The 26,152-nt window shown below is 64.9% G+C and carries 22 protein-coding genes; 11 read left to right on the top strand and 11 right to left on the bottom strand.

Translation table 11 applies throughout. From position 1 onward, the window contains the following. Positions 1-243 precede the first annotated feature (243 nt). The 3 genes from Q0030_RS31680 to Q0030_RS31665 form a co-directional block, all read right to left on the bottom strand. A complete protein-coding gene (locus Q0030_RS31680) occupies positions 244-540 on the bottom strand; it encodes a hypothetical protein (protein ID WP_298376259.1) in 297 nt (98 codons plus the stop codon). Between the two features lie 643 nt (positions 541-1,183). After that, positions 1,184-1,957, bottom strand: coding sequence for a DUF2182 domain-containing protein (locus tag Q0030_RS31670; RefSeq protein ID WP_298376254.1), 774 nt, complete (start codon positions 1,955-1,957; stop codon positions 1,184-1,186). A gap of 45 nt (positions 1,958-2,002) precedes the next feature. Next, entirely contained in the window at positions 2,003-2,632 is a 630-nt protein-coding gene (locus Q0030_RS31665; protein WP_298376252.1) for a DUF1326 domain-containing protein, read from the bottom strand. A gap of 393 nt (positions 2,633-3,025) precedes the next feature. Here Q0030_RS31665 and Q0030_RS31660 point away from each other — a divergent pair, with 393 nt between their 5' ends. Both Q0030_RS31660 and Q0030_RS31655 read left to right on the top strand, forming a co-directional pair. Continuing rightward, positions 3,026-3,361 (top strand): hypothetical protein, encoded by a 336-nt coding sequence (locus Q0030_RS31660; protein WP_298376249.1) that lies wholly within the window; start codon positions 3,026-3,028, stop codon positions 3,359-3,361. Positions 3,362-3,531: 170 nt separating this feature from the next. After that, entirely contained in the window at positions 3,532-4,731 is a 1,200-nt protein-coding gene (locus tag Q0030_RS31655) for an MFS transporter (RefSeq protein WP_298376246.1), read from the top strand. A gap of 127 nt (positions 4,732-4,858) precedes the next feature. Here Q0030_RS31655 and Q0030_RS31650 read toward each other — a convergent pair whose 3' ends face one another. Continuing rightward, positions 4,859-5,350 carry a MarR family transcriptional regulator gene (locus Q0030_RS31650; RefSeq protein ID WP_298376244.1) on the bottom strand — a complete coding sequence of 164 codons (492 nt, stop codon included), beginning with the start codon at positions 5,348-5,350 and terminating at the stop codon, positions 4,859-4,861. Between the two features lie 316 nt (positions 5,351-5,666). On the opposite strand from Q0030_RS31650, the gene Q0030_RS31645 reads away from it, so the two are divergent. Together Q0030_RS31645 and Q0030_RS31640 are read left to right on the top strand one after the other, a co-directional pair. Continuing rightward, entirely contained in the window at positions 5,667-7,226 is a 1,560-nt protein-coding gene (locus tag Q0030_RS31645; protein WP_298376241.1) for a porin, read from the top strand. A 686-nt stretch (positions 7,227-7,912) separates the two neighbouring features. Beyond that, positions 7,913-9,055 (top strand): dienelactone hydrolase, encoded by a 1,143-nt coding sequence (locus Q0030_RS31640; protein WP_298376239.1) that lies wholly within the window; start codon positions 7,913-7,915, stop codon positions 9,053-9,055. Between the two features lie 43 nt (positions 9,056-9,098). Here the strand turns inward: Q0030_RS31640 and Q0030_RS31635 are convergent, their stop codons facing one another. The 3 genes from Q0030_RS31635 to Q0030_RS31625 all read right to left on the bottom strand — a co-directional run bounded on the left by Q0030_RS31635 (position 9,099) and on the right by Q0030_RS31625 (position 11,920). Beyond that, the gene (locus tag Q0030_RS31635; RefSeq protein WP_298376236.1) at positions 9,099-9,503 is read right to left on the bottom strand and encodes a DUF4864 domain-containing protein; all 405 of its coding nucleotides are present in this window, start codon (positions 9,501-9,503) and stop codon (positions 9,099-9,101) included. 273 nt (positions 9,504-9,776) lie between these two features. Next, the gene (locus tag Q0030_RS31630; RefSeq protein WP_298376234.1) at positions 9,777-11,303 is read right to left on the bottom strand and encodes a lysozyme inhibitor LprI family protein; all 1,527 of its coding nucleotides are present in this window, start codon (positions 11,301-11,303) and stop codon (positions 9,777-9,779) included. A 68-nt stretch (positions 11,304-11,371) separates the two neighbouring features. Next, a complete protein-coding gene (locus tag Q0030_RS31625) occupies positions 11,372-11,920 on the bottom strand; it encodes a cupin domain-containing protein (RefSeq protein WP_018273259.1) in 549 nt (182 codons plus the stop codon). Positions 11,921-12,055: 135 nt separating this feature from the next. Between Q0030_RS31625 and Q0030_RS31620 the strand changes: the two genes are divergently transcribed. Both Q0030_RS31620 and Q0030_RS31615 read left to right on the top strand, forming a co-directional pair. Then, positions 12,056-13,396 carry an aspartate aminotransferase family protein gene (locus Q0030_RS31620; protein ID WP_298376224.1) on the top strand — a complete coding sequence of 447 codons (1,341 nt, stop codon included), beginning with the start codon at positions 12,056-12,058 and terminating at the stop codon, positions 13,394-13,396. Positions 13,397-13,502: 106 nt separating this feature from the next. Continuing rightward, on the top strand, positions 13,503-14,768 hold the full coding sequence (locus tag Q0030_RS31615; RefSeq protein WP_298376221.1) for a D-amino acid dehydrogenase: 1,266 nt from the start codon (positions 13,503-13,505) through the stop codon (positions 14,766-14,768). 4 nt (positions 14,769-14,772) lie between these two features. Here Q0030_RS31615 and Q0030_RS31610 read toward each other — a convergent pair whose 3' ends face one another. Then, positions 14,773-16,227, bottom strand: a complete 1,455-nt coding sequence (locus tag Q0030_RS31610) for an MATE family efflux transporter (RefSeq protein ID WP_298376218.1) — start codon at positions 16,225-16,227, stop codon at positions 14,773-14,775. Positions 16,228-16,339: 112 nt separating this feature from the next. Between Q0030_RS31610 and gcvA the strand changes: the two genes are divergently transcribed. Further along, on the top strand, positions 16,340-17,218 hold the full coding sequence (gene gcvA / locus Q0030_RS31605) for a transcriptional regulator GcvA (protein WP_298376215.1): 879 nt from the start codon (positions 16,340-16,342) through the stop codon (positions 17,216-17,218). Positions 17,219-17,224: 6 nt separating this feature from the next. On the opposite strand, the gene Q0030_RS31600 is transcribed toward gcvA, so the two are convergent. Continuing rightward, complete coding sequence (locus tag Q0030_RS31600) at positions 17,225-20,359, bottom strand: multidrug efflux RND transporter permease subunit (RefSeq protein WP_298376213.1); 3,135 nt, start codon at positions 20,357-20,359, stop codon at positions 17,225-17,227. Here Q0030_RS31600 and Q0030_RS31595 point away from each other — a divergent pair. Further along, positions 20,346-20,615: a hypothetical protein gene (locus Q0030_RS31595; protein WP_298376211.1), complete on the top strand. Its 270-nt coding sequence runs from the start codon at positions 20,346-20,348 to the stop codon at positions 20,613-20,615. The genes Q0030_RS31600 and Q0030_RS31595 overlap by 14 nt on opposite strands. 20 nt (positions 20,616-20,635) lie before the next feature. On the opposite strand, the gene Q0030_RS31590 is transcribed toward Q0030_RS31595, so the two are convergent. Further along, complete coding sequence (locus Q0030_RS31590) at positions 20,636-21,280, bottom strand: TetR/AcrR family transcriptional regulator (protein WP_298376209.1); 645 nt, start codon at positions 21,278-21,280, stop codon at positions 20,636-20,638. Positions 21,281-21,434: 154 nt separating this feature from the next. Between Q0030_RS31590 and Q0030_RS31585 the strand changes: the two genes are divergently transcribed. Genes Q0030_RS31585 through Q0030_RS31575 form a run of 3 tightly spaced genes read left to right on the top strand, consistent with a single transcriptional unit; the run spans position 21,435 to position 25,249 of the window. Next, on the top strand, positions 21,435-21,932 hold the full coding sequence (locus tag Q0030_RS31585; RefSeq protein ID WP_092116377.1) for a (2Fe-2S)-binding protein: 498 nt from the start codon (positions 21,435-21,437) through the stop codon (positions 21,930-21,932). Next, entirely contained in the window at positions 21,929-22,975 is a 1,047-nt protein-coding gene (locus Q0030_RS31580) for a xanthine dehydrogenase family protein subunit M (RefSeq protein WP_298376200.1), read from the top strand. Before Q0030_RS31585 ends, Q0030_RS31580 begins: the two co-directional genes overlap by 4 nt. Before the next feature lie 3 nt (positions 22,976-22,978). Further along, positions 22,979-25,249, top strand: a complete 2,271-nt coding sequence (locus tag Q0030_RS31575; protein ID WP_298376198.1) for a xanthine dehydrogenase family protein molybdopterin-binding subunit — start codon at positions 22,979-22,981, stop codon at positions 25,247-25,249. A gap of 189 nt (positions 25,250-25,438) precedes the next feature. Here Q0030_RS31575 and Q0030_RS31570 read toward each other — a convergent pair whose 3' ends face one another. Then, positions 25,439-26,086 carry a cupin domain-containing protein gene (locus Q0030_RS31570; protein WP_298376195.1) on the bottom strand — a complete coding sequence of 216 codons (648 nt, stop codon included), beginning with the start codon at positions 26,084-26,086 and terminating at the stop codon, positions 25,439-25,441. Between the last annotated feature and the right edge of the window lie 66 nt (positions 26,087-26,152).

Below are 26,152 nucleotides of genomic sequence, written 5' to 3'. Positions count from 1 at the left end.
CGGCCGCAGGGCCGCCGTTCCGAAAGTGAGGCACCGCGCTGGCGTCCACGGGGATCTCCACCCGTCATACGCGTTCGACGACACTCGACTTCACTCGGCAATTCTTGCCGGGTGTATGGTTAGCAAAGGGTTAATAAGTGCCGTCTGGGGCCCGCACGGGACGTCGCAGGCACGGGGCATGCGGGATTCCCGACCGGGGGTGGGCGGCGACCGTCCGGCCGGTCCGGGGGGAAGGGGCGCGGCCTATCTCAGTGCGCCGAGCACGACGCCCGATGCGGCGATGAGGCCGAGCGTGATGACGCTGGCGCGCCACAGGAATTGCTGCCGGGCGGCGCGCTGGTCATGAAAAGCCAGCCAGTCGCGAACGAAGCCCGCGGGAATGTCGAACACCACGGCAAGTTCGTCGCGATGGTGCGTCTCATGCTCGCAGTACATCACGCGAACCGTGGGCACGCCCAGCCGCTCGAGCTCGCAATGCCACTCCCAGGCATGCTTGCCGTTGGTCCAGCGATTTTCGAAAGGGATCACGTGTGATTCCATGACGAGCCTCCTGGCCCACCCTCGAACCTCACGCGACAAGTCTAGCTGATTTTATGTGCTGGGGCGAGATGGCACCGCCTCGGGCTCGCGCCCCTGCGGCGCGATGGCGGCAACTCGTCCCGGACGCCATGGAGCGCCCCCGGCGGGTCCGCTCGGCGGCGCCGGCCGGCTCTAAGCGGGCTCAGTCCAACGGCGCCAATGCGTCGGTTGAACGTGGACGTGGTCATTTGAACCATCGACCCAGTCAGCGCCGTCCTTGTGACAAGGGAACACGAGCGCATGGACCAGTCCATCATAGTCCAGGACACAGACTTCGAGATCTCGGTCTGCTGGCGCAATTGAAACGGGTAGCCATTCTGCGGGCAAGGTATGCATGATGTACCCTCCGATGAAATGCCTGCGGTTTGCTCGGCGCGACGCCCGGGGCGTGAGGCATCAGGCTTGACGCCAGCACGCGAGCGTCTGTCGCTCGTCAGTTCCGTCACAAGCAGCGCTGCGGGCCTGCGACGCACAATCCACCGTCCGAACGATCTTGGCACGGATGACGAATGGCAAGTGTGAACCAGCTCGCACTGCTTTCAATCTTCTTCGACAGGATGATCGCCGTCGCGCGATCGATATTCCTGCACGTCCGGACACTTTCTCAAGTCGTATGCACGAGCACGATCAGTCCCGCCACAATCAACGCGGCGCCGGCGGAATAGCTGAGGCGGTGGCCGACCGGGAGCAGCTTCTCGCAGGCGACATAGAGGGTAATGCCGACGATCCAGAGCAGGTTCATCGCGCCGCCGACGAACAGCAGCGCCATCAGGAACCAGCAGCAGCCGAGGCAGTAAAGGCCGTGCCGCAGCCCCATGCGCAGCGCACCGGCCGTGCCCGGACGCCAATGCCGGCTCAGGAACAGCACCGGGCTCTGGCAGAAACGCAGGCAGGCGCGCTTGAGCGGCGTGAACTGGTAGAGTCCGGCCAGTAGCAGGACGCCGCCGGCGAGCGTCGTGCTGGTAGCAGCCATCGCCATCGACAAGAGGCCGGCGCGGTCGAGTTGCCATTGCGCCAGCGTCGCGGCGAGGCTGAAGCCGGCCCAGATCACGAGATAGCCGCACAGGAAGATCCAGGCCTCAGCGAGGGGAGAGGGCGTTGCCGATTGCTTGCGCTTCAGGGCGGCGAACAGCAACACCATCGGCGCCGCGCTCGAGATCATCATGGCGACCATCATCGTCAACCACATGACGAAGACCAGCACGGCGTAGGAAGGCGTCCATGGCATCGGATCCATAGGCATGTCAGCCATGCTCATGTCGATGCCGGCGCCGGCCAGGAGATAGGCCCAGGCCAGCGCCATCACCGCGGCGATGCCGCCTGCAAAGATCAGGCGGTCATGCCGCAGGACGTGCTCGAGCGCCGATGTCTCGCTCATGGTGGGATCCCAGAAGCCGAACGAGCGAACTGCGCTTGTCCGCAGTTACGCCGCGACCCCGTCCGGCGTCTGCACGACGTTGGCGAGCGAACTGTGTGAGCCCTTGGTCTCGTACTTGATCGCCCCGGTCGAGCGGATGTTGGCCGAGGCCACCTCCGCCGCCTTGTGCTCGAAGCCTTCCGGCATCACCACCTGGATGCGATGCGGCGCACCGGTCACCGGGTTCTTGATCGGCTCGACCTCCGTCTCCAGCACGCCCTTGGCGACGAGCTTGGCGACGCGCCCGTTTTTGTCGAAGGAGAACTCGAACGGCACGAACACCGGATCATGGATCTTGGTCACGATCAGGCTGAGGATGTGGAACAGCGTGCCTTCGGCTGAATTCTTGCCGGAGAAGATGTTGAACAGGGCTTCGCGCTGTTCCGCCGTGGCGCGTTCGTCGATGATCGGCTGCATCTGCCCGTTGCCCTCGTGGAGCGCGCCGGGAAAATCAACCGTTGCCGCGAACACCAGGCCGTCGAGCTTGGTGCTGCCGAAATGTCCCTTGGTGATCCGCATGCCGACCATGCCCTTGCAGGAGCCATGGGTCGGCAGTGCATTGAAATCGCACGGGCAGCCAAATGCACAATTGCAGTTCTTGATCCATTCGCCTTCGAGACGCCAGTCAGAAGCCATGGCAAACCTCCATATGACCGTCGGTGAACAATGCAGGCGCTTCAGAATGCCTTCTGCTTCAAAAAAAATTCCGGATCAATGCGAGCAGGCCGGGATCATAGCAGCGACCGGCCCGGCGGTACAGGAAGTGCTGACGCCCGATCGCCGAAACATGAGGCGCACGGAGGCGCCGATCGGGGAGGAAGGACGGACGGGGATTGAACGTCCAAGCCTCGACGTCAGACGAAATACAGAGCAAGTCGCTTCGTGTCGGGGGATTCCATGACAAGCCAAGGAGACCGTGCGGCGGCAACGACCGGCAAACCCTGGATTGGTGGTTTCGGTGCTGTCGCGGCTGTCACCCTTTCCCTCGCGACGGGCGCTGCCGCAAATCCTCCGGGCCAGGACGCCGCCATGATGCGCATGCTGGCGTGCGCCGGCGAAGGCGTCAGGATGGAAGTCTATTTGCCGCTGTCGGTCGCGTTCCCGCCGCACGGCCTGCGCGCCGGCCAGACGGTGATCGGCTACTACGCGCTCAATCTGACCGAGGCCAACAAGGGCAAGTCGCTTGAACCGGTTCGCGTCACGATGAGCGCGGACAAGAAGACGGTGACCGTCGACCAGTACACAAGGGGACTGCCGCCGACACAGATTCCGGTCGGCGGGGGCACGGTCGATTTCGACCAGCGGTTTGCAAAACGCGCCAAATGCGGCCCGTTTCAGTCGCAGGATCCGAATTTCGGGAATTGATCCGACACCGGCTGCGCCGAAATCCGGCGCCGACGCCTGCCGTTTCAAGAGCGGCGTCCCCTTGCATCTGCATGCCTAATCTCTCGGCAATGTGGCTTGACCCGAAGGCAAATGCCGACGAAGTTCCGCGTGCCGTGGTAATTTCTTCTGAATTTTCCCCTGAAGCCGCAATGTTCATTCCCGACTCGCGCCGGGCATGGCTGCGTCTTGCCATAGCCGTGGTGATCGGCTCGCTCGGCAGCGTCGGCATGTGGTCGGTCGTGGTGGCGTTGCCGGCGGTGCAGACCGACTTCGGCGCGACCCGCGGAACCGCGTCGCTTGCCTTCACGATGGTGATGCTCGGCTTTGGCCTCGGCCAGGTCGTGACCGGCAAGATCAGCGACCGCTATGGCATCGTCGCGGCGATCGGTGCCGGGATCGGCATTCTCGGCCTCGGCTATATCTGCGCCGGCTACGCACCGTCGATCTGGGCTTTCATCCTGCTGCATTTCGCCATCGGCCTGTCGTCGGCCGCGACCTTCGGTCCCCTGATGGCGGAGGCCTCGCACTGGTTCGAGCGCTACCGCGGCCTCGCGGTCGCGATCGCCGCCAGCGGCAACTATGTCGGCGGCACGGTGTGGCCGCCGCTGGTCAATTTCGGGATGCAGGGCGTCGGCTGGCGCACCACCCATATCGCGATCGGCATCTTCACCGCGATCGCGATGGCGCTTGCGCTTGTGGTGCTGCGCTTGCTGATGGGGGCGGCGACCCGGCGCAGCCATGTCAACGCCGCGCCGCCGCGGGTCGACATGCGGCTCTCCACCAACGCGCTGACCGCGATCCTGTCGCTCGCGTCGATCTCCTGCTGCGTGGCGATGTCGATGCCGCAGGTTCACATCGTCGCCTATTGCGGCGATCTCGGTTACGGCGTGGCGCGCGGCGCCGAGATGCTCTCGCTGATGCTGGGCTTCGGCATCATCAGCCGGATCGGCTCCGGCTTCCTCGCCGACAGGATCGGCGGCATCCGCACCCTCTTGATCGGCGCGATCGCGCAGGGAGCGGCGCTGCTGTTCTACCTATTCTTCGACAGCCTGACCTCGCTCTACATCATCTCGGCGATGTTCGGCCTGTTCCAGGGCGGCATCGTGCCGAGCTACGCCATCATCGTGCGCGAGGCGATGCCGGCCTCCGAGGCCGCGACCCGAATCGGCATCGTGATCTTCGCCTCGGTGTTCGGCATGTCCTTTGGCGGCTGGATCTCGGGCGTGATCTTCGACGCCACCGGTTCTTATGCCGCGGCCTTCGCCAATGGCCTGGCCTGGAACCTGCTCAATGTCAGCATCATCTTGCTGCTCATGATGCGGTCGCAGCAGCGGCTGGCAATCGCATGATCCGGACCGGAACGGCCGCGTAAGCGCAAAGTGCGAAGCGGTTTTCCACGCGACAAACGCGAAGAGCGTTTGCGCTGGGATCATGCGCGGGTAGGCGCCTGATCCGGACTGCGGGTTCAGCGACTTGCTAAAGATCGACCGAGATCTTCGCGATCGCCTTTTCCAGGCGGCTCTTGATGGAATCCATCTTGCCGGTCAGTTGCTGCATCTCCCGCAGATCGATGTCGGCATAGACGAACTCGTTGAGCTCTTTGCGTTGCGCGGACAGGTTCGCCATCTGCTTCTTGGCGTGCTCGGTCAGCGACAGGTTCACGACCCGGGCATCCTCGGTCGAACTCTTGCGGCGCACGAGGTTCTTCTTTTCGAGCAGCTTCGACTGCGTCACGACAAACGACTGATCGACGCGCAGGGCCCGCGAAACCGCGCCGACGGGCAGGCCGACGCTGCGGTCCTCGGCATTCGCCAGCACCGTCATGATCATCCATTGCGGACCGGTGATTCCGATCATCTTGGCCCAGATGCTGCGCAACTCGTCCAAGCGAACGCTGGTCGATACGATCTCCCACGCCAATCGCTCAGCGGCGTCCTGTAGTTTGTCGGTCGATTTGCGCTCAGTCATGACGTACCTTAACAAAAATTCATCTTCACGGATATCGACCAATTTTTGAAGCGGGCGTCCTGACGAAAATGTTCGTCGCTGCGTTGCCTGAATGACACATGGCTGCGCAAACATAGAATGACTAACTAATATAAGTTGAATATGTGACTACCCAATTGCATTGTTCCCCCGTCGTAGATGGGGGGCATCCACCATCTCACGCCTGCAGTGGCCGAGTTGACCACGAGCATCTTGAAAATGGCTGCGCCGCAGCGGTTTTCGGGAGGGGAACGTTTGTCGCTTTGCCAGCAGTGCAAGGCATCATTTGGAGGATAGCATGAAGATCGTAAAGGGCCTCTTGTTGGGCTCGGTGGCAACTCTCGCCGCGAGCAGTGGCGCTATGGCGGCCGACCTTCCGGTCAAGGCCAAGGCGGTCGAGTACGTCAAAGTCTGCTCGCTGTATGGTCCGGGCTTCTACTTTATTCCGGGCACCGACACCTGCATCAAGCTGGGCGGCTACCTGCGTGTCGACGTTCTGGCGAACACCAACTCGGACCACACCGGCAACTACGCCGGCGCGGGCGGCGCACAGAACCGCTTCACCAACGGCTACACCTGGCGCTCGCGCGAAGACCTGAACGTCGACACCCGCACCGCGACCGAATACGGCGTGGTTCGTACCTTCTTCGATGCGACCTTCAGCTGGACTTCGGACAGCTATGGGGGGGGCGCCGCGGCAGGCTCGACGGTCTACTCGCCGATCGGAACGTCTGCCGCCCCGAACAACGCAAGTTCGGGCGGTGTCGCCGCCGGCACGGTCGGCGTCTACTACGCCTTCATCCAGTTCGCCGGCTTCACCATGGGTAAGGCGGTCTCGCAGTTCTCGGCGCCGTGGGCCAACTATCCGGGCAACAACTTCGACGGTCTCGTCGGCGGCGGCGGCACGATCACCGGTGTGAACCAGTTCACCTACACCGCGCAGTTCGGCAACGGCGTGTCGCTGGCCCTGTCGGCCCAGGATCAGTCGGCCTACTATCAGGCCGGTGTGCAGAATCTCGGTGTGGTCGGTACCGGCGCTCTCGGTCCCTACGGCGCGAGCGACTATGCCGGCACGATTGCTCCGGATCTGGTCGCGTCACTCCGCGTCGACCAGGCCTGGGGTCTGTTCCAGGCGTCGTTCGCGGCGCATGACAATCACGCGGCCTACTACGGCGCCACCGAGTTGACCGGTCATCCCGACGACAAGTGGGGCTGGGCGGGTCAGTTGGCCCTGTCGATCAAGAACATCCCGACCGGACCTGGCGATACCATCAACGTCCAGGGCGTCTATACCAACGGCGCAACGCGCTACAACATCCAGGATCTCTCGGGTGCTGGTGCCTTCACTTCCTTCGGCAACACCAGCGTTCCCGGTGCTTACCAGAGCATCGGCTTCGGCATTGCGCCGGACAGCGTGTTCGTCAGCGGCGGCTCGCAGCAGCTGATCACGACCTACGGCGTGCGCGGTGCATACGTCCACAACTGGAATCCCTATTGGAACACCAGTGTCTACGGTGCGTGGGCCCAGGTTAACTACAACAGCACCGCCAAAGGCTACATCTGCGGCCCGGGCGGGACTGGCGTGGGCGGATCGTTCGGCGTCCTGATCGGCGCCACGTCGAATCTGACCTCGTGCAACCCCGATTACAGCGTTGCCCAGATCGGTACGCAGACCCAGTGGACTCCGGTGAAGAACCTGACCTTCTCGGCTGACTTCACCTACACCCATCTGGATCAGAACTACGCTGGCACGATCACCTACCCGGGTAGCGCTGCGATCGGCAAGCCGGCCGCTGTCTACTCTCTCAGCAACCAGGACACCTACATGTTGCTGCTGCGCGCGCAGCGCAACTGGTAAAGCCCGGTTGATCCGGAACTTGATCGCTACCCAAAGCCTCGACGGGAAACTGTCGAGGCTTTGATTTTGAAAGAAGAGTCTGTTGTATGATTTACTAACATTAGTCTATCATGTACAAACTTGATGTCGGTTGCTCTGCCGACCATGACGAGGAGATATCAGACTTCTTCATGAACTAACCTCCAGAACCTCCGGCAATGCCCTGCCGGAGGTTTTTCATTTGAAGCGGTGACGGCGCATCTGCTTAGCGGTACCGCGATATGCCTGCGCGCGCTCAAGCGGTCTCTCCTCACGAAGTCACGGCCGAGTGAGTAGCTGCATGCGGGTTCTCGCGATTCCGTGAGTGCGCTGGCGGCAAGTTCGCCAAGCGAGACAAGCAAGTTGGCGGCATCCAGAACATTTCCGAGCATTTGCTCGGCAACGATTGCTGCAGCAACATTCGGCCCTCAGGCATAAGCGCAACGCATTCCTGCGCCGCCATATCAACATTTGCCGCCGCCGAATTACTTCAATTATATGAAGCCGAATTGGAATATTTTCTTGGGAGAGCCGCGTGATTGGCGTTTGCGATTTCGGCGCCAATTTTTTCGCGGCGACCGAAGCGGCGGCTCGGCGACCCCAACGGGCGGACTCGTACCTTTCACGCGCACCGGCAACGGAGCCGGCTGCGAACGAGTTGACGAAACATGCATGAGCACTGTGGGGCGCGTGGAGCCTCGTCAAGCAGCGTCGAGTTCGATGACAAGGGCTGGCCTGCCTGGCCGGATCGCGAGGATCTGTCGGCGGAGTTCATCAAGCTTCTGGCCGCCGCACAGGAAGGCGGTTCGACGGTTTCCGAATGCTGGCTGACTTTGAGCAAGATAAACCTCGCATCGGAGAGCTCGTGGTCGGAAGAGTGGATCAAGACCGCGGAACTGAACGAGGCGAGAGCTGAGCTTTCGTTGCTGAACAACAATCTGGTAACCGCCCGTCGCAACTGGCTTCGGGCCACCACCTACTTTCACGCCGCCGTAAGGCCTCCCGGATACGCCAACGATTTGCTGAACTATGCCGTCGCCGGCATGCGGCGATGCGCGACCAGCTTTTTGAAGACCCGCCTTCCGGCCGGCCAGGTGTTCTCGATTCCCTGGACGGAGGACCTGTCGCTGCAGGCCTACTACCTGCCGTCAGCCTTCCGCGACGATGGACCCGTCATCGTGTGCATTGGCGAGCCAGGTTCCTACAAGGAAGAATTGATCACCAAATACGCGGGTCATGCCAACGAGCGCGGATTCTCGCTTCTCGCCGTGGACCTGCTGGGGACTCAGACGGCCTTGTCGCCGGAACGGCTCGAGGGCCACAAGTTCGAAGCGGCTATGAGCCGCGTCCTCGACTTTCTTTCGGGGATGCCCGGTGTCGACAGCACGCGGATCGCCATCGTGGCGGACGCCTGCAACTCGTCCCTGGTCGCCCGGGCAGCCGCAAGTGATGCCCGGTTTGCCGCGGCCGTTTGCGACGCCGGAATCTGGGACTCGCACGAGAAGAGTTTCTTCTATCGGCAGGCCGGCGAGGGTGAGCAGGCCGGATGGCTTGAAGAAGCCAATGCGATCTCGCGGAGCATCGATTGTCCGCTCCTCGTCACCGCGGGCGAGGGCGGCTGGCTTCTTCCAGGCGCCTTGATTGAATTTGGCAACCAATTGAGCAGCATTCATCGCGACGCCAGCCTGATCCTGTTCCGGCGTGCCGAAACCGCCGCCATGCAGGGGCATATCGACAACCCTACATTGGCGAATGAAGTCATATTCGACTGGCTTGAGGACAGGCTCCGGCTGAGAAAGGGCTTGTCCTGAAGCGACTGTCTTCAGGTGACCGTTGCGGATCCGATCCGCGCGATCACACCGATTGACCGGCCTTCAGCAATGAACAGCCGGTGATCTTCAAACTGCCGTCGGACTGCCGCTCCAGCGTATAGAGCGCCTCCCACGCCTCGCCATTGGCGTCGATGATCTGAACGCGTTGCGCGATCCGGTCGCCTGCGGTCTGCGCCGCGCCGAACTCGAAGCTCCTGTGGCGATAGACCGGCGCATATTGGTTCTGCACCATCGACATGAAGATATCGGCCTGCGGAAAGATCTGCCGGATCGCGGGCGCGGCATAGGAATAGGCCGCCGTGGCGTCATCGCGGCCGAACGCCTGCTCCTGGGCGCGGATCACGCCTTGCGCCGTGGCGACGTCGTCGGCCATGGCCGGCGAGGCGATGGCGAACAGAATGGCGGCAATGAGGGCGATCGCGCGCATTGGAAGGCTCCCTGGTCGATCCTTGAGCTTACGCGGCAAATCCGGCGTGGTTTCACGCGCGATCGATTCCCGTCGAAAAATTGATCTGCCGCAAGGCTTCCTCCGGCCGGCGCACTAACCTTGTTTTGCCAATCTTGGAGGACCGTCATGACCCTAGATACCATTCTCGTCGTCATCGCCGCGACCATGATGTTCGCGACGGTTGCGTTTGTGATCGCCTATGGCGACCACCAGACCCGCAACTTGTGATGGCGCAGCCGGCCGGCCGCGCAGCTATCTGATCGAGCCCTTGAAATTGTCGATGTCGGGCGAGGGGCGGGCGGGAAACAGCCGCGCGGTCGAGGAGTTGTCGAGCCGGCGCTTGCATTTTGCCTCGTCGGCGCTGTCTTCGGTGCCGTCCTTCCCGGCGCGCTTTTTAGCGAAGACATCGTCCCGTCGGTTGACGATCAGCATCGCGTGGTCGCGCTCGAGCGTATCCGGATTCTTGCGCTGCGCATCGGAGCGGAACGCGCCGCCGACCACCTTGCCCGTCATCTCGTAGTCGCAGCCGGCCTTCCAGTCGCCCTGCTCCCACTTCCATCCGACAGCCTTCAGCGTGCCGTCCTTCTCGGCGGTGACCTTGATGATGGCGTCATAGGCCAGCCAGGTGCCGGCAAGTCCACTGCGTTTGTCGTCAAAGCCCTCGAGCAGCGCCAGGCGTTCGCGCTGCAAGCCGTTGACGTGATCGCGCGCATCGACGGTGAAGTGGACCTGCGAGCTCTGCTTGTTCCACGCAGGGTGCAGGAATTCGGGGAATTGTTCGGTCTGGCTTTTCACCCAGTTGCGCTGGTCGTCGATCAGCGCGCGCCGCGTCGCCTCGTCGAGCCGCGGCTGTAGCGCCTTCCAGGCCCGGTTGAGCCGCTGGTCGTTGTCGGCGAGATCGGGATCGGCGCAGATTTCCTCGTCGGTCGCGGTCTCGGGCCTGGTGCAGTCGAAGGTCGGCGCGACGAACGCGGTGTCGGCCTTATCGGATGCCGCATCCTTGCCGGCGGCAAAGTAGCTGCCGGTGACCTGCCACATCGACGAGCAGTCGTTGAGCCCGTCCCACTCTTCGTCATCGATGGTGCCGACGATCCGCAACGTCTCGCCCTGGCGGCGGAGTTTGATTGACGGTGGCTTGCTTGGGGCGGCCCTGGCTTCGGTCTTGGGCTTGTCGGTGGATGCGTCCATCTCGATCACCACCGGGCCGGAGAACCAGCCAGTCCTGGAAGGCTTCAAATCGGCGCTCAGCTTGCAGGTTCGCCGGCGGTCGCCGCCATAGTCGCCGCGCAGATCGGCGGCGAGGTGGTAGGCGCCGCCCTCGGTCGGCGTCAGCGTGATACTGCCGAAGGCATTGACCCAGTTGCCTGATATGCCCGGGCGGCCGGATGCCAGCCCGCCAAGCGCCGCCGTGCGGCGGCGCAGGGCCGCGGCAAAACCAGCTTTCAGCTCGTCCTCGTCGGTATCGGCGAGCACGTCCGCGGCGTCGATGATCATCTCGTTGAACCAGGCCTGGTCGCGCTTCAACAGCGGCCTGACGTTCGCCGGCAGCTTGGGAAGCGCCGCGTCGAACGCCTTGTCGATCTGCGCCACTAGCTTGTCGGTGCCGGCCTTCTTGCAGTCGGCGGTCTTGATCCGGTTATCGCCGCCATCGCCGCACAGGCTGATCGCGGTCGGCGCGCTGCTCGATGCGCGCAGGAAATCGTCCATCGCAGCCGACGCGCCGGGCGCAAGGACCGCGATGGCCGCGACGGCGGCTGCAAGCCGTGGGGAGCAATGCATGGACGTCACCCCGCAAGGCCGCGACATGCGGCCCTTGCGGCTTGGGTCGCGCAGCGCCTGCGCCGGGTTCAAAATGTCGGCGGCGTGCAGGCCGAAATCACCTCGCACGGCTTGGCGCCGATGCAGCGGAAGCGGTGCGGGCGGCGGCTTTCGAAGTAATAGGCGTCGCCGGCGTTGAGCACCCGCCGCTCGTCGTCGACCGTGACCTCGAGCCGGCCCGAGACCACGATGCCGCCTTCCTCGCCTTCGTGCACCAGCGGCACCCGGCCGGTGTCGCTGCCGGGTTCGTAGCGCTCCTTCAGGATCTGCAACGCACGTCCGAACAGGCTGTCGCCGATCTGGAGGTAGGAGATCGGCTTCTTGCCGATCTCGGTCAGCTCGTCGGCGCGGTAGAACGCCTTGCGCGGCCGCTCCGGCTCGATCGCGAAGAATTCCGCAAGCCCCATCGGAATGCCGTCGAGAATCCGCTTCAGCGCGCCGACCGATGGGTTCATCTGGTTGGATTCGATCAGCGAAATCGTCGAATTGGTGACGCCGGAGCGCTTGGCGAGTTCGCGCTGCGACAGCTTGTGCCGCGCGCGGATGAATCGAAGCCGACCGCCGATGTCGACGCTCATGACAGATCCCTGTTGCAGGTGTTGCGGATCGAACAAATCTTGGCAGACCGCCCCAGCAAGATCAATGGCTTGCGCTGCGACAGAAAAGGACTTGTTGAGTGCCCCGAAGAGTGGTCCGACTACGCATCCCCAGCCATGGAGTGCGCCGTGACCGTTCATCAGATTCCGAACACCATCAAGACCGATTCGTTCTGGATGCCCTTCACGGCCAACCGGCAGTTCAAGAAAGCGCCGCGGCTGTTCTCCTCTGCCAAGGGCATGTACTACACCTCGGTCGACGGCCGTCAGGTGATCGACGGCTCCGCCGGTCTCTGGTGCGTCAACGCCGGCCACGGCCGCCCGCAGATCGCGGCCGCCGTCGAGCGCCAGCTGTCCACGCTGGACTTCGCACCCTCCTTCAACATGGGCCATCCGCTGGCGTTCGATTTCGCCGAGCGCCTCGCCGAGATCGCCCCGAAGGGGCTGGACCGGATCTTCTTCACCAATTCGGGCTCTGAATCGGTCGACACCGCGCTGAAGATCGCGCTGGCCTATCATCGCGCCGCCGGCCAGCCGACCCGCACCCGTCTGATCGGCCGCGAGCGCGGCTATCACGGCGTCGGCTTCGGCGGCATGTCGGTCGGCGGCATGGTCGCCAACCGCCGCCAGTTTGCGACCCATCTGCCGGGTGTCGACCACATCCGTCATACACATGATCTCGCCCGCAACGCCTTCGCCAAGGACCAGCCGGATCATGGCGCCGAGCTCGCCGACGACGTCGAGCGGATGGTCGCGCTGCACGGCGCGGACACCATCGCAGCCGTGATCGTTGAGCCGGTGCCCGGTTCGACCGCGGTGCTGCCGGCGCCGAAGGGCTATCTGCAGCGCCTGCGCGAGCTCTGCACCAAGCACGGCATCCTGTTGATCTTCGACGAGGTCATCACTGGCTTTGGCCGCCTCGGCGCGCCGTTCGCCGCCAACTTCTACGGCGTGACGCCGGACATGATGACGACCGCCAAGGGCATCACCAACGGCACCGTGCCGTGCGGCGCGGTGTTCGCCAGCCGCCAGGTCCATGACGGGCTGATGGTCGGCCCAGACAACGCCATGGAGCTGTTCCACGGCTACACCTATTCGGCGCATCCGGTGGCTTGCGCCGCAGGTCTTGCGACGCTCGACATCTACAAGGACGAGGGTCTCTTGACCCGCGGCGCGTCGCTCTCCGATTACTGGCGCGATGGCCTGCATTCGCTGAAGGGGCTGCCGAACGTCGTCGACATCCGCAATCAGGGTCTGATGGGCGCGGTCGAACTCGCGCCGCGCGATGGTGTCGTCGGTGCGCGCGGCTACGACGTCATGGTCGATTGCTTCAATCGCGGCCTCTACTTCCGCATGAGCGGCGACTCGCTCGCGCTGTCCCCGCCTTTGATCGTCGAGAAGTCGCATATCGACGATATCGTCTCGATCCTCGGCGACGCCATCAAGCGCGTGGCCTGATAATTGCTAGCTAAATTGTAGCTAGCTCTACAAATTGCTGTCGCCGTTGCGAAGCAGAGTGGTTTCGCAGCGGCGATTGCGTTTTCGCTGCAGGATGTGAGGAAAAGTGAAGGTCCTTGTTCTCGGCAGTGGCGTGATTGGCGTCACCTCGGCCTATTATCTTGCGCGCGCCGGCCATGAGGTGACGGTAATCGACCGTCAGCCCAAGCCTGCGCTCGAAACCTCGTTTGCCAATGCCGGTGAAGTGTCGCCGGGCTATTCGTCGCCCTGGGCCGGCCCCGGCGTGCCTGTCAAGGCGGTGAAGTGGCTCTTGATGAAGCACGGTCCGCTGGTGATTCGCCCGAAGCTCGATCCCGTGATGTGGCTCTGGCTTCTGAAGATGCTGCGCAATTGCACCACGTCGCGCTACGCGGTGAACAAGAGCCGGATGATCCCGATCGCGGAATACAGCCGCGATTGCCTGCAGGCGCTGCGCAACGAGATCGGCATCCGCTACGACGAGCGCGCCCGCGGCACGCTGCAGCTGTTTCGCGAGCAGGCCCAGCTCGATCACACCGGCGACGACATCGCCGTGCTCAAGCAATACGGCGTCCCGTTCGAGGTGCTCGGCCGCGAGGGCTGCATCAAAGCCGAGCCGGCGCTGGCCGGCGTGAAGCAGAAATTCGCCGGCGGGCTGCGGCTGCCGCATGACGAGACCGGCGACTGCCACATGTTCACGCAGGCGCTCGCGCTAGAGGCCGAGAAGATCGGCGTGCGCTTCAACTTCAATGTCGGCATCGACGGCCTGAATGCGGATGCCACTCGCATCACCGGCGTTGCGACCAGCGCCGGCCTGATGACCGCGGATGCCTATGTGCTGGCGCTGGGCAGTTACTCGCCGCATCTGGTGCGGCCGCTCGGCATCTCGCTGCCGGTCTATCCGGTCAAGGGCTATTCGATCACGGTGCCGATCAAGGACGCCGCCGGCGCGCCGGAATCCACCGTGATGGACGAGAGCTACAAGGTCGCGATCACCCGGCTCGGCGACCGCATCCGGGTCGGCGGCACTGCCGAGATCTCGGGCTATTCGACCAAGCTCTACGACGCGCGGCGCGCGACGCTGGACCATTCGCTGACCGATCTGTTTCCGCGCGGCGGCGACCTTGCCAAGGCGACCTTCTGGTGCGGCCTGCGCCCGATGACGCCGGACGGCCCGCCGGTGATCGGCGCGACGCGGTTTGCCAATCTGCACCTCAACACCGGCCACGGCACGCTCGGCTGGACCATGGCCTGCGGCTCGGGCCGGGTGCTGGCCGACATGCTCTCCGGCAAGAAGCCCGAGATCGATACCAAGGAGCTGTCGATCAATCGCTACGATCATCGCTTCGGGTGACGATTCAAGCAGGCGCGTTGTCATAGCCCGCGCGCTTGATCAGCGGCGGTAGTGCGAACAGGCCGAACGCGACCATGCCGACTGCGACGGCTATGAAATTCCAGGTGACGTCGGCCTTCAACGCGATCACTGCGTAGCCGCCGGCGACCGCGATCGCGGCTCTGAGCAATGCGGCGATCACCGATGCCTCCATTCGCCGGGTCGCCTGGCCGGCACAGTAGAGGACATAGCCGAGCCCGAAGAATCCGAAGAACGGTCCGACGCGGTGCAGATACTCCGCGCCGATCTGCAACACGGCCGGGTCTTGGCTGAACAGTCCGATCCAGGTTTCGGGGAAGGCCGCAGCAGCCAGTCCGATCGCTTCGGTCAGCGTGCAGGCCATCGCGATCCCGATCCATGACGTCTTCACCGCGCGGTCGATCCGGCCGGCGCCGAGATTGGCGCTGATGATGATGCCGACCGGTCCGCCGATGCCGTAGGCGAGCGGCACCAGCAGAAACTCGAGCCGCGAGCCCGCGCCGTAGCCGGCGAGCGCCTCGACGCCGCCGATCGCGACATAGGCGGTGACGATGGCAAGCGTCAGATTGGTGGTGGCTGACACGATGGCCGACATGCCTCCGACGCGAAGGATCGCCAGCATTGGCGCAAGCGAGAGCGCCGGGATGCGAAACGATGGCTTGAGCGCGCCGAACCGACCCCAGAGATAGACGGCGTAGGCCAGCGTTCCGAAGGTGTAGTACACCAGCATCGCGACAGCGCCGCCCGCGGGGCCGAGGCCCTGATGGCCGAACGCGCCAAAGATCAGCGCCGGCGACAGGGGCAGCAGGATCACGGCGCCGCTGCACACCACGATGACAGGGACCAGCAAATTGCCGGTGCCGCGCACCACGGCCAGCAGCAGGTTGAACAGCCAGATCGGGATCGCGCCGGCAAAGATGATGCCGGAATAGGACAACGCGATCGCGAGCGCGTTGCCCGAGATGCCCATCGCGCCGTAGAGCTGCGAGCCCAAGGTTAGCATCACGACCGATGTCGCAAGGCCGAGCAAAACGCCGAGCGCCACGGCGTACCACGCATAGTCGCTGGCGTCGCCGATCTGGCCGGTGCCGAGCGCGCGTGCGACCGTCGTGACGAAGCCGCCGCCGATCGCGCCCTGCGCGATCGCCACCACGAGCGACACCAGCGGAAACACCGGCGCCACGCCGGCCAGCGCATCGACGCCGGTGCGCGAGACGAAATAGACCTCCAGCAAGCCGATCAGGATCTGCACGGTCATGACGGTGGCGTTGGGCAGCGCAAGCCGCAGGATTAACGGGGCGATCGGCTGTTCCAGCAGCATGCGGGTGCGCGGGTCGAGCTTGGTGGCTACGGCGCGGGACGGCGGGTGCGTGCTACGGTGCGGGCAACGCGCGTTGGCCGGTGCTTCGGTTCGGCGCAAGAGGGCAGCGGAAGAGGACATCGCAGGTGCTCCAGGGTGCTCGGTCTCGGCACCTGCTCAACTAGTCCCGGTCCGGCAATGGGGCGAACGATATGATTTGACAGCACTTGTTAGCGTTCCTAACAATTGCCGGATGGCCCCATTACCGCCGTTGGAGACCCTGCGGGTGTTCGAGGTGGCTTGCCGTCACGGCAGCTACTCGGAAGCGGCGCGCGAGCTGCATGTGACGCACAGCGCGGTGAGCCAGCGCATCCGGCAGCTCGAGGAGGAGCTCGGCCTCACGCTGTTCGAGCGGCAGGGCAACCGGATGGCGCCGACGCCGGCCGGGCTTCGGCTGCAGGCCGGTGTCAAAGGCGCCTTCTCGGAATTGAACGCCGCGCTCGGCAGCCTTCATACGCGTCGCGCCGACGCCGAGCTGACCGTGAGCCTCTTGCCGGTGATGGCGGCGCGCTGGCTGGTCCCGCGGCTGTCGCGCTTCACGGCCCGCTATCCGTACATCAACCTGCACATCAAGACCGGTCAGTCGCTGGCCAATTTCACATCCGATGGCGTCGACATCGCGATCCGGTTCGGGACCGGCGACTGGAGGGGGCTTCGCGCCATCAAGCTTTTCGGTGAAGAGTTTTTCCCGGTGTGCAGCCCGAGCCTCAACGGCGGCCGGCTGCCGAAGGACCCTGTTGCGATGCTCTCGGAGCCGCTGCTGATCGACCGCAATCTGTCATGGCGGGCCTGGTTCAAATCGGCGGGCCTGAAGCTCGATCGCGACATCGTCGGTACGTCTTTCACCGATACCAACGCGCTGATGGAGGCTGCCGTGACCGGGCAGGGCATTGCGCTCGGGCGTCTCTCGATCACGCGATCGGACATGCTGGCGGGGAAACTGGTGCGCCTGTCCGACCACGGTCTGCGCGTGGCCTATTGCCACTATGCGGTCTATCCGACTTCCTCGGAGTCCAACCCCGCGCTGGTCGCCTTCCGGGACTGGCTGGTGGCGGAGGCGCAACGCGGCTGAGCTGCGCTATTCGGCGGCATCCCGGTCCACGGACGGTTCGGCATCGTCGTGCCGCTTAGTCGCCGTCCAGTTCGAAAGCGCGTTCGAGAATCTGTCGAGATAGAGATACACGACCGGCGTCGTGAACAGCGTCAGCGCCTGGCTCACGATCAGTCCGCCGACCATCGCATAGCCGAGCGGCTGACGGATTTCCGACCCCGTTCCGGTGCCCAGCATCAGCGGCACGCCGCCGAGCAAGGCTGCCATCGTCGTCATCATGATCGGGCGGAAACGCAGGAGCGCCGCTTTCCGGATCGATTCACGCGGCGACAGATGCTCCTCGCGTTCCGCGGCGATCGCGAAGTCGACCATCATGATGCCGTTCTTCTTCACGATCCCGATCAGGAGGATGATGCCGATCAGTGCGATCAGGCTGAAATCAAACCCGAACGCCATCAGGATCGCCAGCGCACCGACGCCGGCCGACGGCAGGGTGGAAAGGATCGTGAGCGGATGGATGTAGCTTTCGTAGAGCATGCCGAGGATCAGATAGACCACGACCAGCGCAGCCAGGATCAGCAGCGGCACCGAGCTCAGTGATTGCTGGAAGGCCTGCGCGGTGCCCTGGAAGCTCGAGCTGAGCGTGGCCGGAGCCCCCAGATTGGCGACCGCGTCCTGGATCGCATCGGTGGCTTGGCCGAGCGCCACGCCCTGCGCCAGGTTGAAGCTGATCGTGGTCGCGGGAAACTGCCCCTGGTGCGCGATCGCGAGCGGACGCACCGGAACCGTCGTCCACTTGCAGAACACCGAGAGCGGGACTTCGTCGCCCGTCGTCGGCGACTTGATGTAGAGCTTGTTGAGCGTGTCGAGCTTGCCCTGCAATTCCGGGAGGATCTCCAGGATGACGTGATAGCTGTTGAGCTGGGTGAAGTACTGGGTCACCTGGCGCTGGCCGAACGCGTCGTACAGCGTATCGTCGATCAACTGTGGTTGGATGCCGTAGCGCGACGCGGTGTCGCGGTCGATGGTCATCGTCAGCGTCGTTCCCTCGGTCTGCTGGTCGGTGGCGACGTCGCGCAGTTGGGGCAGGGTCTTCATGCTGGCCAGGATCTTCGGCGCCCATTGGTTCAGCTCGGCGAGGTTGGCATCCTGCAGCGTGTATTCGAATTGCGTGCGCGTGGCGCGGCCGCCGAGCCGGACGTCCTGGGAGGCTTGCATGTAGAGGCGTGCTCCCTCGACCGCCTCGAGCTTCGGCCGCAGCCGCGCGATGATCTGCTGGGCGTCGGCGTCGCGCTCTTCATGCGGCTTCAGCGTGATGTACATGCGGCCGGAATTCAGCGCGGTACCGCCGCCGCCGATGAACTCGGCCATGCTGTCGACCGCGGGATCGGCGCGAACGATCCTGCTGAGCTCTTCCTGATGCCGCTTCATGTCGGCAAACGAGATGTCCTGGGCCATCTCCGACACGGCGTTCAGGAAGCCGTTGTCCTGTTGCGGAAAGAATCCCTTGGGAATGATCACGAACAAATAAACCGACAGCGCCAGCGTCGCGAAGAAGATGCACAGCGTGGTCCGGCTCCAGCCGAGCGCCAGATCGAGGCCGCGCTCATAGCCATGCAGCATCCGGTCGAATGCCGCCTCGCTCCATTGGTAGAGCCGTCCATGCTTGGTCTCGCCATGCGCCCGCAGGAAGCGCGATGCCATCATCGGCGTCAGCGTCAGCGACACCACCAGCGAGACGAAGATCGCCATCGCCAGGGTCACCGCGAACTCGCGGAACAGCCGGCCGATGACGCCCCCCATCAGCAGCAGCGGGATCAGCACCGCGACCAGCGAAATGCTGATCGACAGGATCGTGAATCCGATTTCGCCGGCACCCCGCAGCGCCGCGGCAAGCGGCCGCTCGCCCTGCTCGACGTAGCGCGTGATGTTCTCGAGCATGACGATGGCGTCGTCGACCACGAAGCCGACCGCAATCGTCAGTGCCATCAGCGACAGATTGTCGAGCGTATAGCCGAACACCCACATCAGCGCGCAGGCGCCGAGCAGCGCGAGCGGCACGGTGACGGCAGGAATCACCGTGGCCCAGAAGCTGCGCAGGAAGACGAAGATCACCATGACGACCAGAACGATGGTGATCAGCAGCGTGATCTGCACGTCCTCGACAGCGGCGCGGATGGTCAATGTCCGGTCGCTGATGATCTTGATCTGGATGGCGGGCGGAATCGCGGCAATCAGCCTCGGAAGCTGCGCCTTGATCCTGTCGACCGTGCCGATGACATTGGCGCCGGGTTGCTTGAAGATGACAAGGAACACGCCGCGCTTGCCGTCCGCCCAGGCGGCCTGCTTCATGTCTTCCGGCCCGGCGATAGCCCGGCCGATGTCGCGAATCCGCAACGGGCCGCCGTTGCGGTAGGCGACGATGACGTCATTCCAGTCGTTGGCATCCGGGAGCTGATCGTTGGCGTAGATCGTGTAGGCGCGGCTTGCGCCGTCGATGTTACCCTTCGGGCTGTCGACCGTCGTGATGGCAATCTGGCTGCGGATGTCTTCCAGCGAGAGCCCCTTGGCGACCAGCTTGGCGGGATCGATCTGCACGCGGATCGCGGGCTTCTGCTGTCCGCCGATGAACACCTGGGCGACGCCGGAAATCTGGCTGATCTGCTGCCCGAGCTGGGCGTCGACCGCATCGCTCACCCGGATCAGCGGCAGGGTGTCCGAGGTCGCCGACAGCAGCAGGATCGGCGAGTCCGCCGGGTTGACCTTGCGATAGGTCGGCGGCGAGGGCAGGTTCTTGGGCAGCTGGCCGCCTGCGGCGTTGATCGCGGCCTGGATGTCGTTGGCGGCGCCGTCGATGTTGCGGTTCAGGTCGAACTGGATGGTGACCGCGGTCGACCCGAGCGAACTCGTCGAGGTCATCTGCGCGATGCCGGGAATCTGCGCGAACTGCCGCTCCAGCGGCTGCGCCACCGAGGAGGCCATGGTTTCGGGACTGGCGCCGGGCAGGCTCGCCGAGATCTGGATGGTCGGAAAGTCGACCTGAGGCAGTGGCGCGACCGGAAGCAGTGGATAGGCGACGATGCCGACGAACAGAATGCCGGCCATCAGCAGCGAGGTGCCAATAGGGTAGCGGATAAACGGAGATGAGATGCTCTCGTTCATTTCTGCAATCCAAATGAACGGCAGGCGCATCTTTTCCCGGATGCCGGGAGTCGTCCTCGAAAAGCTCGAGCGCGAACGCGCGTTTCCTCGCCATGGCCAATCAGCAGATCGCGGAGTTCGCGTCTACCTGTTTTTTGCCAGCATACTCACTCCCGGGGACGCCGTGCGAATGGAAACACCGGATGGCCCATTCGACCTTCGTTCAATGGCCGGAATCCACGCGCCCAAACGGGTCCTCCGCGCGAAGTATATCTGATCACGATATATTTATGGCAGCTACGGCGAGCGCGGCCGGCCGGCCTTCTTCTTCGCTGGCTTTGCCGCGGATGCCGCTGCACCCGTCGGCCGCAGCCGCAAGCCGTCCACGAACACATCCAGGAGCCGGAGCGCCGTGGTCTGCCAGCCCGGCTGGTCGTGCATGTAGCACATCCCGATCAGCGCGCGCAGCACGTCCTCGGCGCTGATGTCGTCGCGGATGGCGCCGGCCGCGACGGCGCGCGCGAGCAGGGTGCCGATCGCCTTGGTGAGGCGGTCGAACGAATAGGCGTGCAGCTCGGTCGAGCCGTGCGCGACCAGCGCGAGCGCGGCGACCATGCCCTTCTTGGTGGCAACGAATTCCACATTGGCGCGCAGCCAGCGCCGCAGCGCCTCGACCGGCTCGGGCGCGCATTGCAATTGCTCGGCAAGGTCGCCGAGCTGCTCGACCTCGCGGCGATAGACCGCCTCATACAGCGCCTCGCGGGTCGGGAAGTGGCGATACAGCGTGCCGATGCCGACGCCGGCCTGGCGCGCGACGGCCTCGAGGCTCGCCTCGCTGCCGCCGGCCGAGAACACGGCCTTGGCCGCTTCCAGCACGCGCTCGCGATTGCGCACGGCGTCGGCGCGCGGCTTGCGGACAATTTCTGGTGATGAACCGGCCATTCCTTTTTCTGTTTACCCTCCCTTGTAAACGGAGGATGCCTCCGTATATGGCGACCAGCACCGGGCCTGACAAGGCGCGCCGATCATGCATCGGCGGCCACGGGTTCGCGTTGCCTCGATTCAACCCGACCATACACGGATCGGAGCGCCTTGCATGAATCTCCCCATCAGTCTCACCATCAACGGTGTCCGCCGCGACATTGCCCTCGACGACCCCCGCGTCACCCTGCTCGACCTGTTGCGCGAGCGGCTCGACCTCACCGGAACCAAGAAGGGATGCGACCGCGGCCAGTGCGGCGCCTGCACCATCCTGGTCGACGGCCGCCGCATCAATTCCTGCCTCGCGCTCGCCGTCAGCCATGACGGCGCCGAGATCACCACGATCGAAGGCGTCGGGCGCGGCGGCGAGCTGCATCCGGTGCAGGCCGCCTTCATCGCCCATGACGGCTTCCAGTGCGGCTTCTGCACCCCGGGCCAGATCATGAGCGGCATCGGCCTGATCCAGGAAGGGCAGGCCGGCGACGATCCGGAGCGGGTACGCGAATGCATGAGCGGCAATCTGTGTCGCTGCGGCGCCTATCAGGGAATCACCGAAGCCGTGCTCGAGGCACAATCCAACATGACCGCCAGCAAGCAGAGGCGCTCCGCATGATGAATTTCGATTATGTCAGGCCGGCCAGCGTCGCGGATGCGATCGCGGCCGCGTCCGAAAAGGGTGCGAGCTATCTTGCGTCCGGCACCAATCTGCTCGATTTGATGAAGGGCGGCGTGAGCCGGCCGAGCCGCCTCGTCGACGTCACGCGCCTGCCTGGGCTCGATCGCATCGAGCATCTCGCCGACGGTAGCCTGCGCATCGGCGCGCTGGTGCGCAACGCCGATCTCGCGCATGACGCGGAGTTCGCGCGCAGCTATCCCGCGGTCGCCGAGGCGTTGCTGTCGGGCGCTTCCGCGCAGCTGCGCAATGCTGCGACCGTCGGCGGCAATCTGATGCAGCGGACGCGCTGCGCCTATTTCTACGACGCCGGCAGCGCCTGCAACCGGCGCTGGCCGGGCGCCGGCTGCGACGCGCTAAAGGGCGAGAACCGCCTGCACGCGGTGCTCGGCTGGAGCGAGGGCTGCATCGCGACCCATCCGTCGGATTTCTGCGTGCCGCTGGTCGCGCATGACGCCGTCGTCGAGATCGAGGGCAAGGGCGGCCGGCGCGAGCTGCCGCTCGAGGCGTTGCATCGTTTGCCCGGTGAGACGCCGGAGCGCGAGACCGCGCTGGAGCGGGGCGATTTGATCGTCGCGCTGCGGCTGCCGGCCGAGGCGCGGGGGTTCGCCAGCCATGCCCGCTACATCAAGGTGCGCGAACGCACGTCCTATGCCTTCGCCGTGGTCTCGGCCGCAGCGTCCTTGCGCATCGCGGACGGCAAGATCCGTGCGGCACGGCTTGCGCTCGGCGGCGTCGCGGCAAAGCCGTGGCGGGCGCGCGAGGCCGAGCAGGTGCTCGCAGGCGCCTCGCCGGATGCGGCGGTCTATCGCGAGGCGGCGCGCGCCGCGCTCGCCGGCGCAAGGCCGTCCGGCGACAACGCTTTCAAGATCGAGCTCGCGCAACGCATCGTCGTGCGCGCGCTCACCCTTGCCGCCGCAGGCACGCCGGATCGCACTCCCGCGCTGCCCGGCTCTCCCTTCTCGTCCGTTGCAGGAGCGTAACGCATGACGGTTGAACTCAGTCTGACCCGCGACCCCGCCCATATCAGGCATGGCTCGAACATCGGCCAGCCGATGACCCGCACCGACGGCGTGCTGAAGGTCACCGGCAAGGCCCGCTATGCTGCCGACAATCATCCGCCCGGCATGGTCTATGCCGTGATCGCGACGAGCTGCATCGCGCGTGGCCGCGTCACCGCGCTCGACGTTGCCGCCGCCAAGCGCCATCCCGGCGTCATCGACGTAATGACGCCGGCGCACAAGCCTGAGCTTGCCGAAGACCCCGACGCCAAGGGCAACCCATTCGCCTTCCGCATGGAGCTGTTGCAGAGCGACGAGGTGCGCTACGCCAACCAGGCGATCGCGGTCGTGATCGCGGAGACGCTGGAAGCCGCGACCGAAGGCGCAGCGCTGCTGTCGCCACGCTATAAGGTCGAGATCGCGCGCGTCGGCCTCGACGCCGGCGAGGCCTACGCGCCGCCGGTGGTCGGCATCGGCAATCCCGCCGAAGTCCGCCACGGCGATATCGATGCCGGCATGGCCGCGGCCGCGAAGCTGACCGATTCGACCTACGAGACGCCGGCGCAGTATCACAACGCGATGGAGCCGCATGCGATCGTCGCGGTGTGGGACGGCGACCGCCTGTTCATCGACACGCCGAGCCAGGGCATGGGGTTCGCACAGATGCGGATCGCGGGCCTGTTCGGCATCCCGCCGGCGAATATCCACATCAACAGCCCATTCCTCGGCGGCGGCTTCGGCTCCAAGGGGCTGATCTCCGGACCGCAGGTGCTCGGCATCATGGCCGCTAAAATGATCGGCCGTCCGGTCAAGCTCGTGCTGCGCAGGAGCCAGATGTATGGCCCGGTCGGCCATCGTCCCCCGACCCGCCAGCGCATCCGGATCGGAACCGACGAGGCAGGCGCGCTGACCGCGATCAATCACGAGGCGCGGATCACGACGTCGAGCTTCGACGATTTCTACGAGCCTGCGGCCGACGCCTCGCACACGCTGTATGCCAGCCCCGCGATCCGCACCGCGCATGAAGCGGTGCGCGTCGACACCGGCACGCCGCTGTTCATGCGCGCGCCGGGTGAGGCCACCGGATCGATCGTGCTGGAAAGCGCGATCGACGAGGCGGCGTTCGCCTGCGGCATCGATCCCTTGGAGTTTCGGCTGAAGAACTACGCCGAGGTCGAGCCGACCACCGGCAAGCCGTTTTCCTCCAAGGCGCTGCGCCAGTGCTACGCAAGGGCCGCCGAACGCTTCGGCTGGGCGGGTCGCCCGCTGCAGCCGAAGCAGATGCGCGACGAGAACGGCTTTCTGGTCGGCTGGGGCGTCGGCACCGCGACTTTCCCGGCGATCATGTTCCAGGGCAATGCGCGCGCGGTGATCCGCGCCGACGGCAAGGGTGTGATGGAGACCGGCGCGCACGACATGGGGCAGGGCGCCTGGACCGCGCTTGCGCAGATCTCGGCCGACTCGCTCGGTCTGGATTTCGATCAGCTGACGTTCCGCTCCGGCAGCTCCGATCTGCCCGATGCCGGCATTGCCGGTGGTTCGGGGCACACCGCAACCGTCGGCGCCGCGATCCACAACGCCGGTGCAGCCGTGATCGCGAGGCTCGCCGAGCTCGCGACCTCGGACCAGCGTTCGCCGTTGTTCGGCGCCGGCAATGCCGGCGTCGTGGCGCGGGGCGGACGGCTGCATCGCCGCGACGATGATGCGCGCAGCGAAAGCTACGCCGACATTCTGGCGCGCGCCGGCCTCGCAGAGGTCGACGCCACCGGCAGCGGCGCAGCCGATGCGGCGGCGCAGTCGCAATATGCGATGCACGCGCATGGCGCTGTGTTTGCCGAGGTCAAGGTCGATCCGGAGCTCGGCCAGATCCGCGCCACGCGGCTGGTCGGCGCGTTCGCTGCGGGGCGCATCATCAATCCGTTGATGGTGCAGAGCCAGCTCTACGGCGGCATGATCTGGGGCCTCTCGTTCGCGCTGCACGAGGAGGCGGTGATGGACCATCGTTCGGGCCGCATCTTGAATGCGAACCTCGCCGAATACCATGTGCCCGTGAATGCCGACGTGCCGCCGATGGATGTCATCACGGTCGACGAGCACGATCCGCATGTGAATGCGCTCGGCATCAAGGGCGTCGGCGAGATCGGCATCACCGGCAGCGCCGGCGCAGTCGCCAACGCCGTCTTCCACGCCACCGGCATCCGCGTGCGGAATTTCCCGATCAAGATCGAGGAGATCGTGATGGGGTTGGCGGGATAGGTGCTTCACCCTCCCCTGGAGGGGGAGGGTCGATAAGCATCGCGCGAAGCAAGATGCTTAGCGGGGTGGGGTGACGGTCCCTCCACGCGTGTGCTGCCCGTGGGGAGAGATCACCCCACCCCGGCTCGCATTTCGCTGCGCTCAACGCGATCCGACCCTCCCCCTCCAGGGGAGGGTGGCAGCGGGGCCTCACCCCGCCGCCGTCACGCAATTCACCCACAGCACTACCGCGTTGGCATCGCGTGCTGGATTGGAAAACCGATGCGGCCTGCGGCTGGCGAAGCGGAAGCTGTCGCCTTGTTTCAGCGTCCAGGTCTCGGTGTCGACTGTCAGGATCATCTCGCCTGATAGCACGAGGCCGGCCTCTTCGCCGTCATGGGTATAGAACTCGTCGCCGGTGTTGCCGCCGGGTTCGAGATGCACCAGGAACAGGTTGAGCCGGCTCTCGCTGCCGGCGGGGCTCAGCAGCTGCTTTGAAATGCCGGTGCGCCACAGTTTCAGCTCGGCGCGCTGCACCTCGCGGGTCACGACGCCGCCGGCGCTGTCGTCCCTGGGCGGCGCGCCGAACAGCGCGGCGATGCCGACGCCGAGCACGTCGGCCAGCGTCGCCAGCACACGCAGCGAGGGCGACGACAGGCCGCGCTCGATCTGGCTGATGAAGCCGATCGACAGGTCGGTACGCGCGGCAACGGTCTCCAGCGACATCTGCTTGGCCCGGCGCAGGTCGCGGATGCGGCGTCCGACCGCGAGATCCATCGCCGGTTCGGCCGGTTTCCTGACCGGCTTTTTGGCGGCGCGGCGTGGCGTCACGGGCCGCGCTGCCGCACCTTTGCGCATTCTCTTGCCGCCGCTCACGTCAGTCCGCTTCCTTCATGTGCATGAAAACCGCTTGCATTGGCTGCG

The organism is uncultured Bradyrhizobium sp., assembly GCF_947648125.1.
Lineage (GTDB): Bacteria > Pseudomonadota > Alphaproteobacteria > Rhizobiales > Xanthobacteraceae > Bradyrhizobium.
Note: the sequence above shows the minus strand (reverse complement) of the source record. Positions and strands in the feature narration are given on the sequence as shown.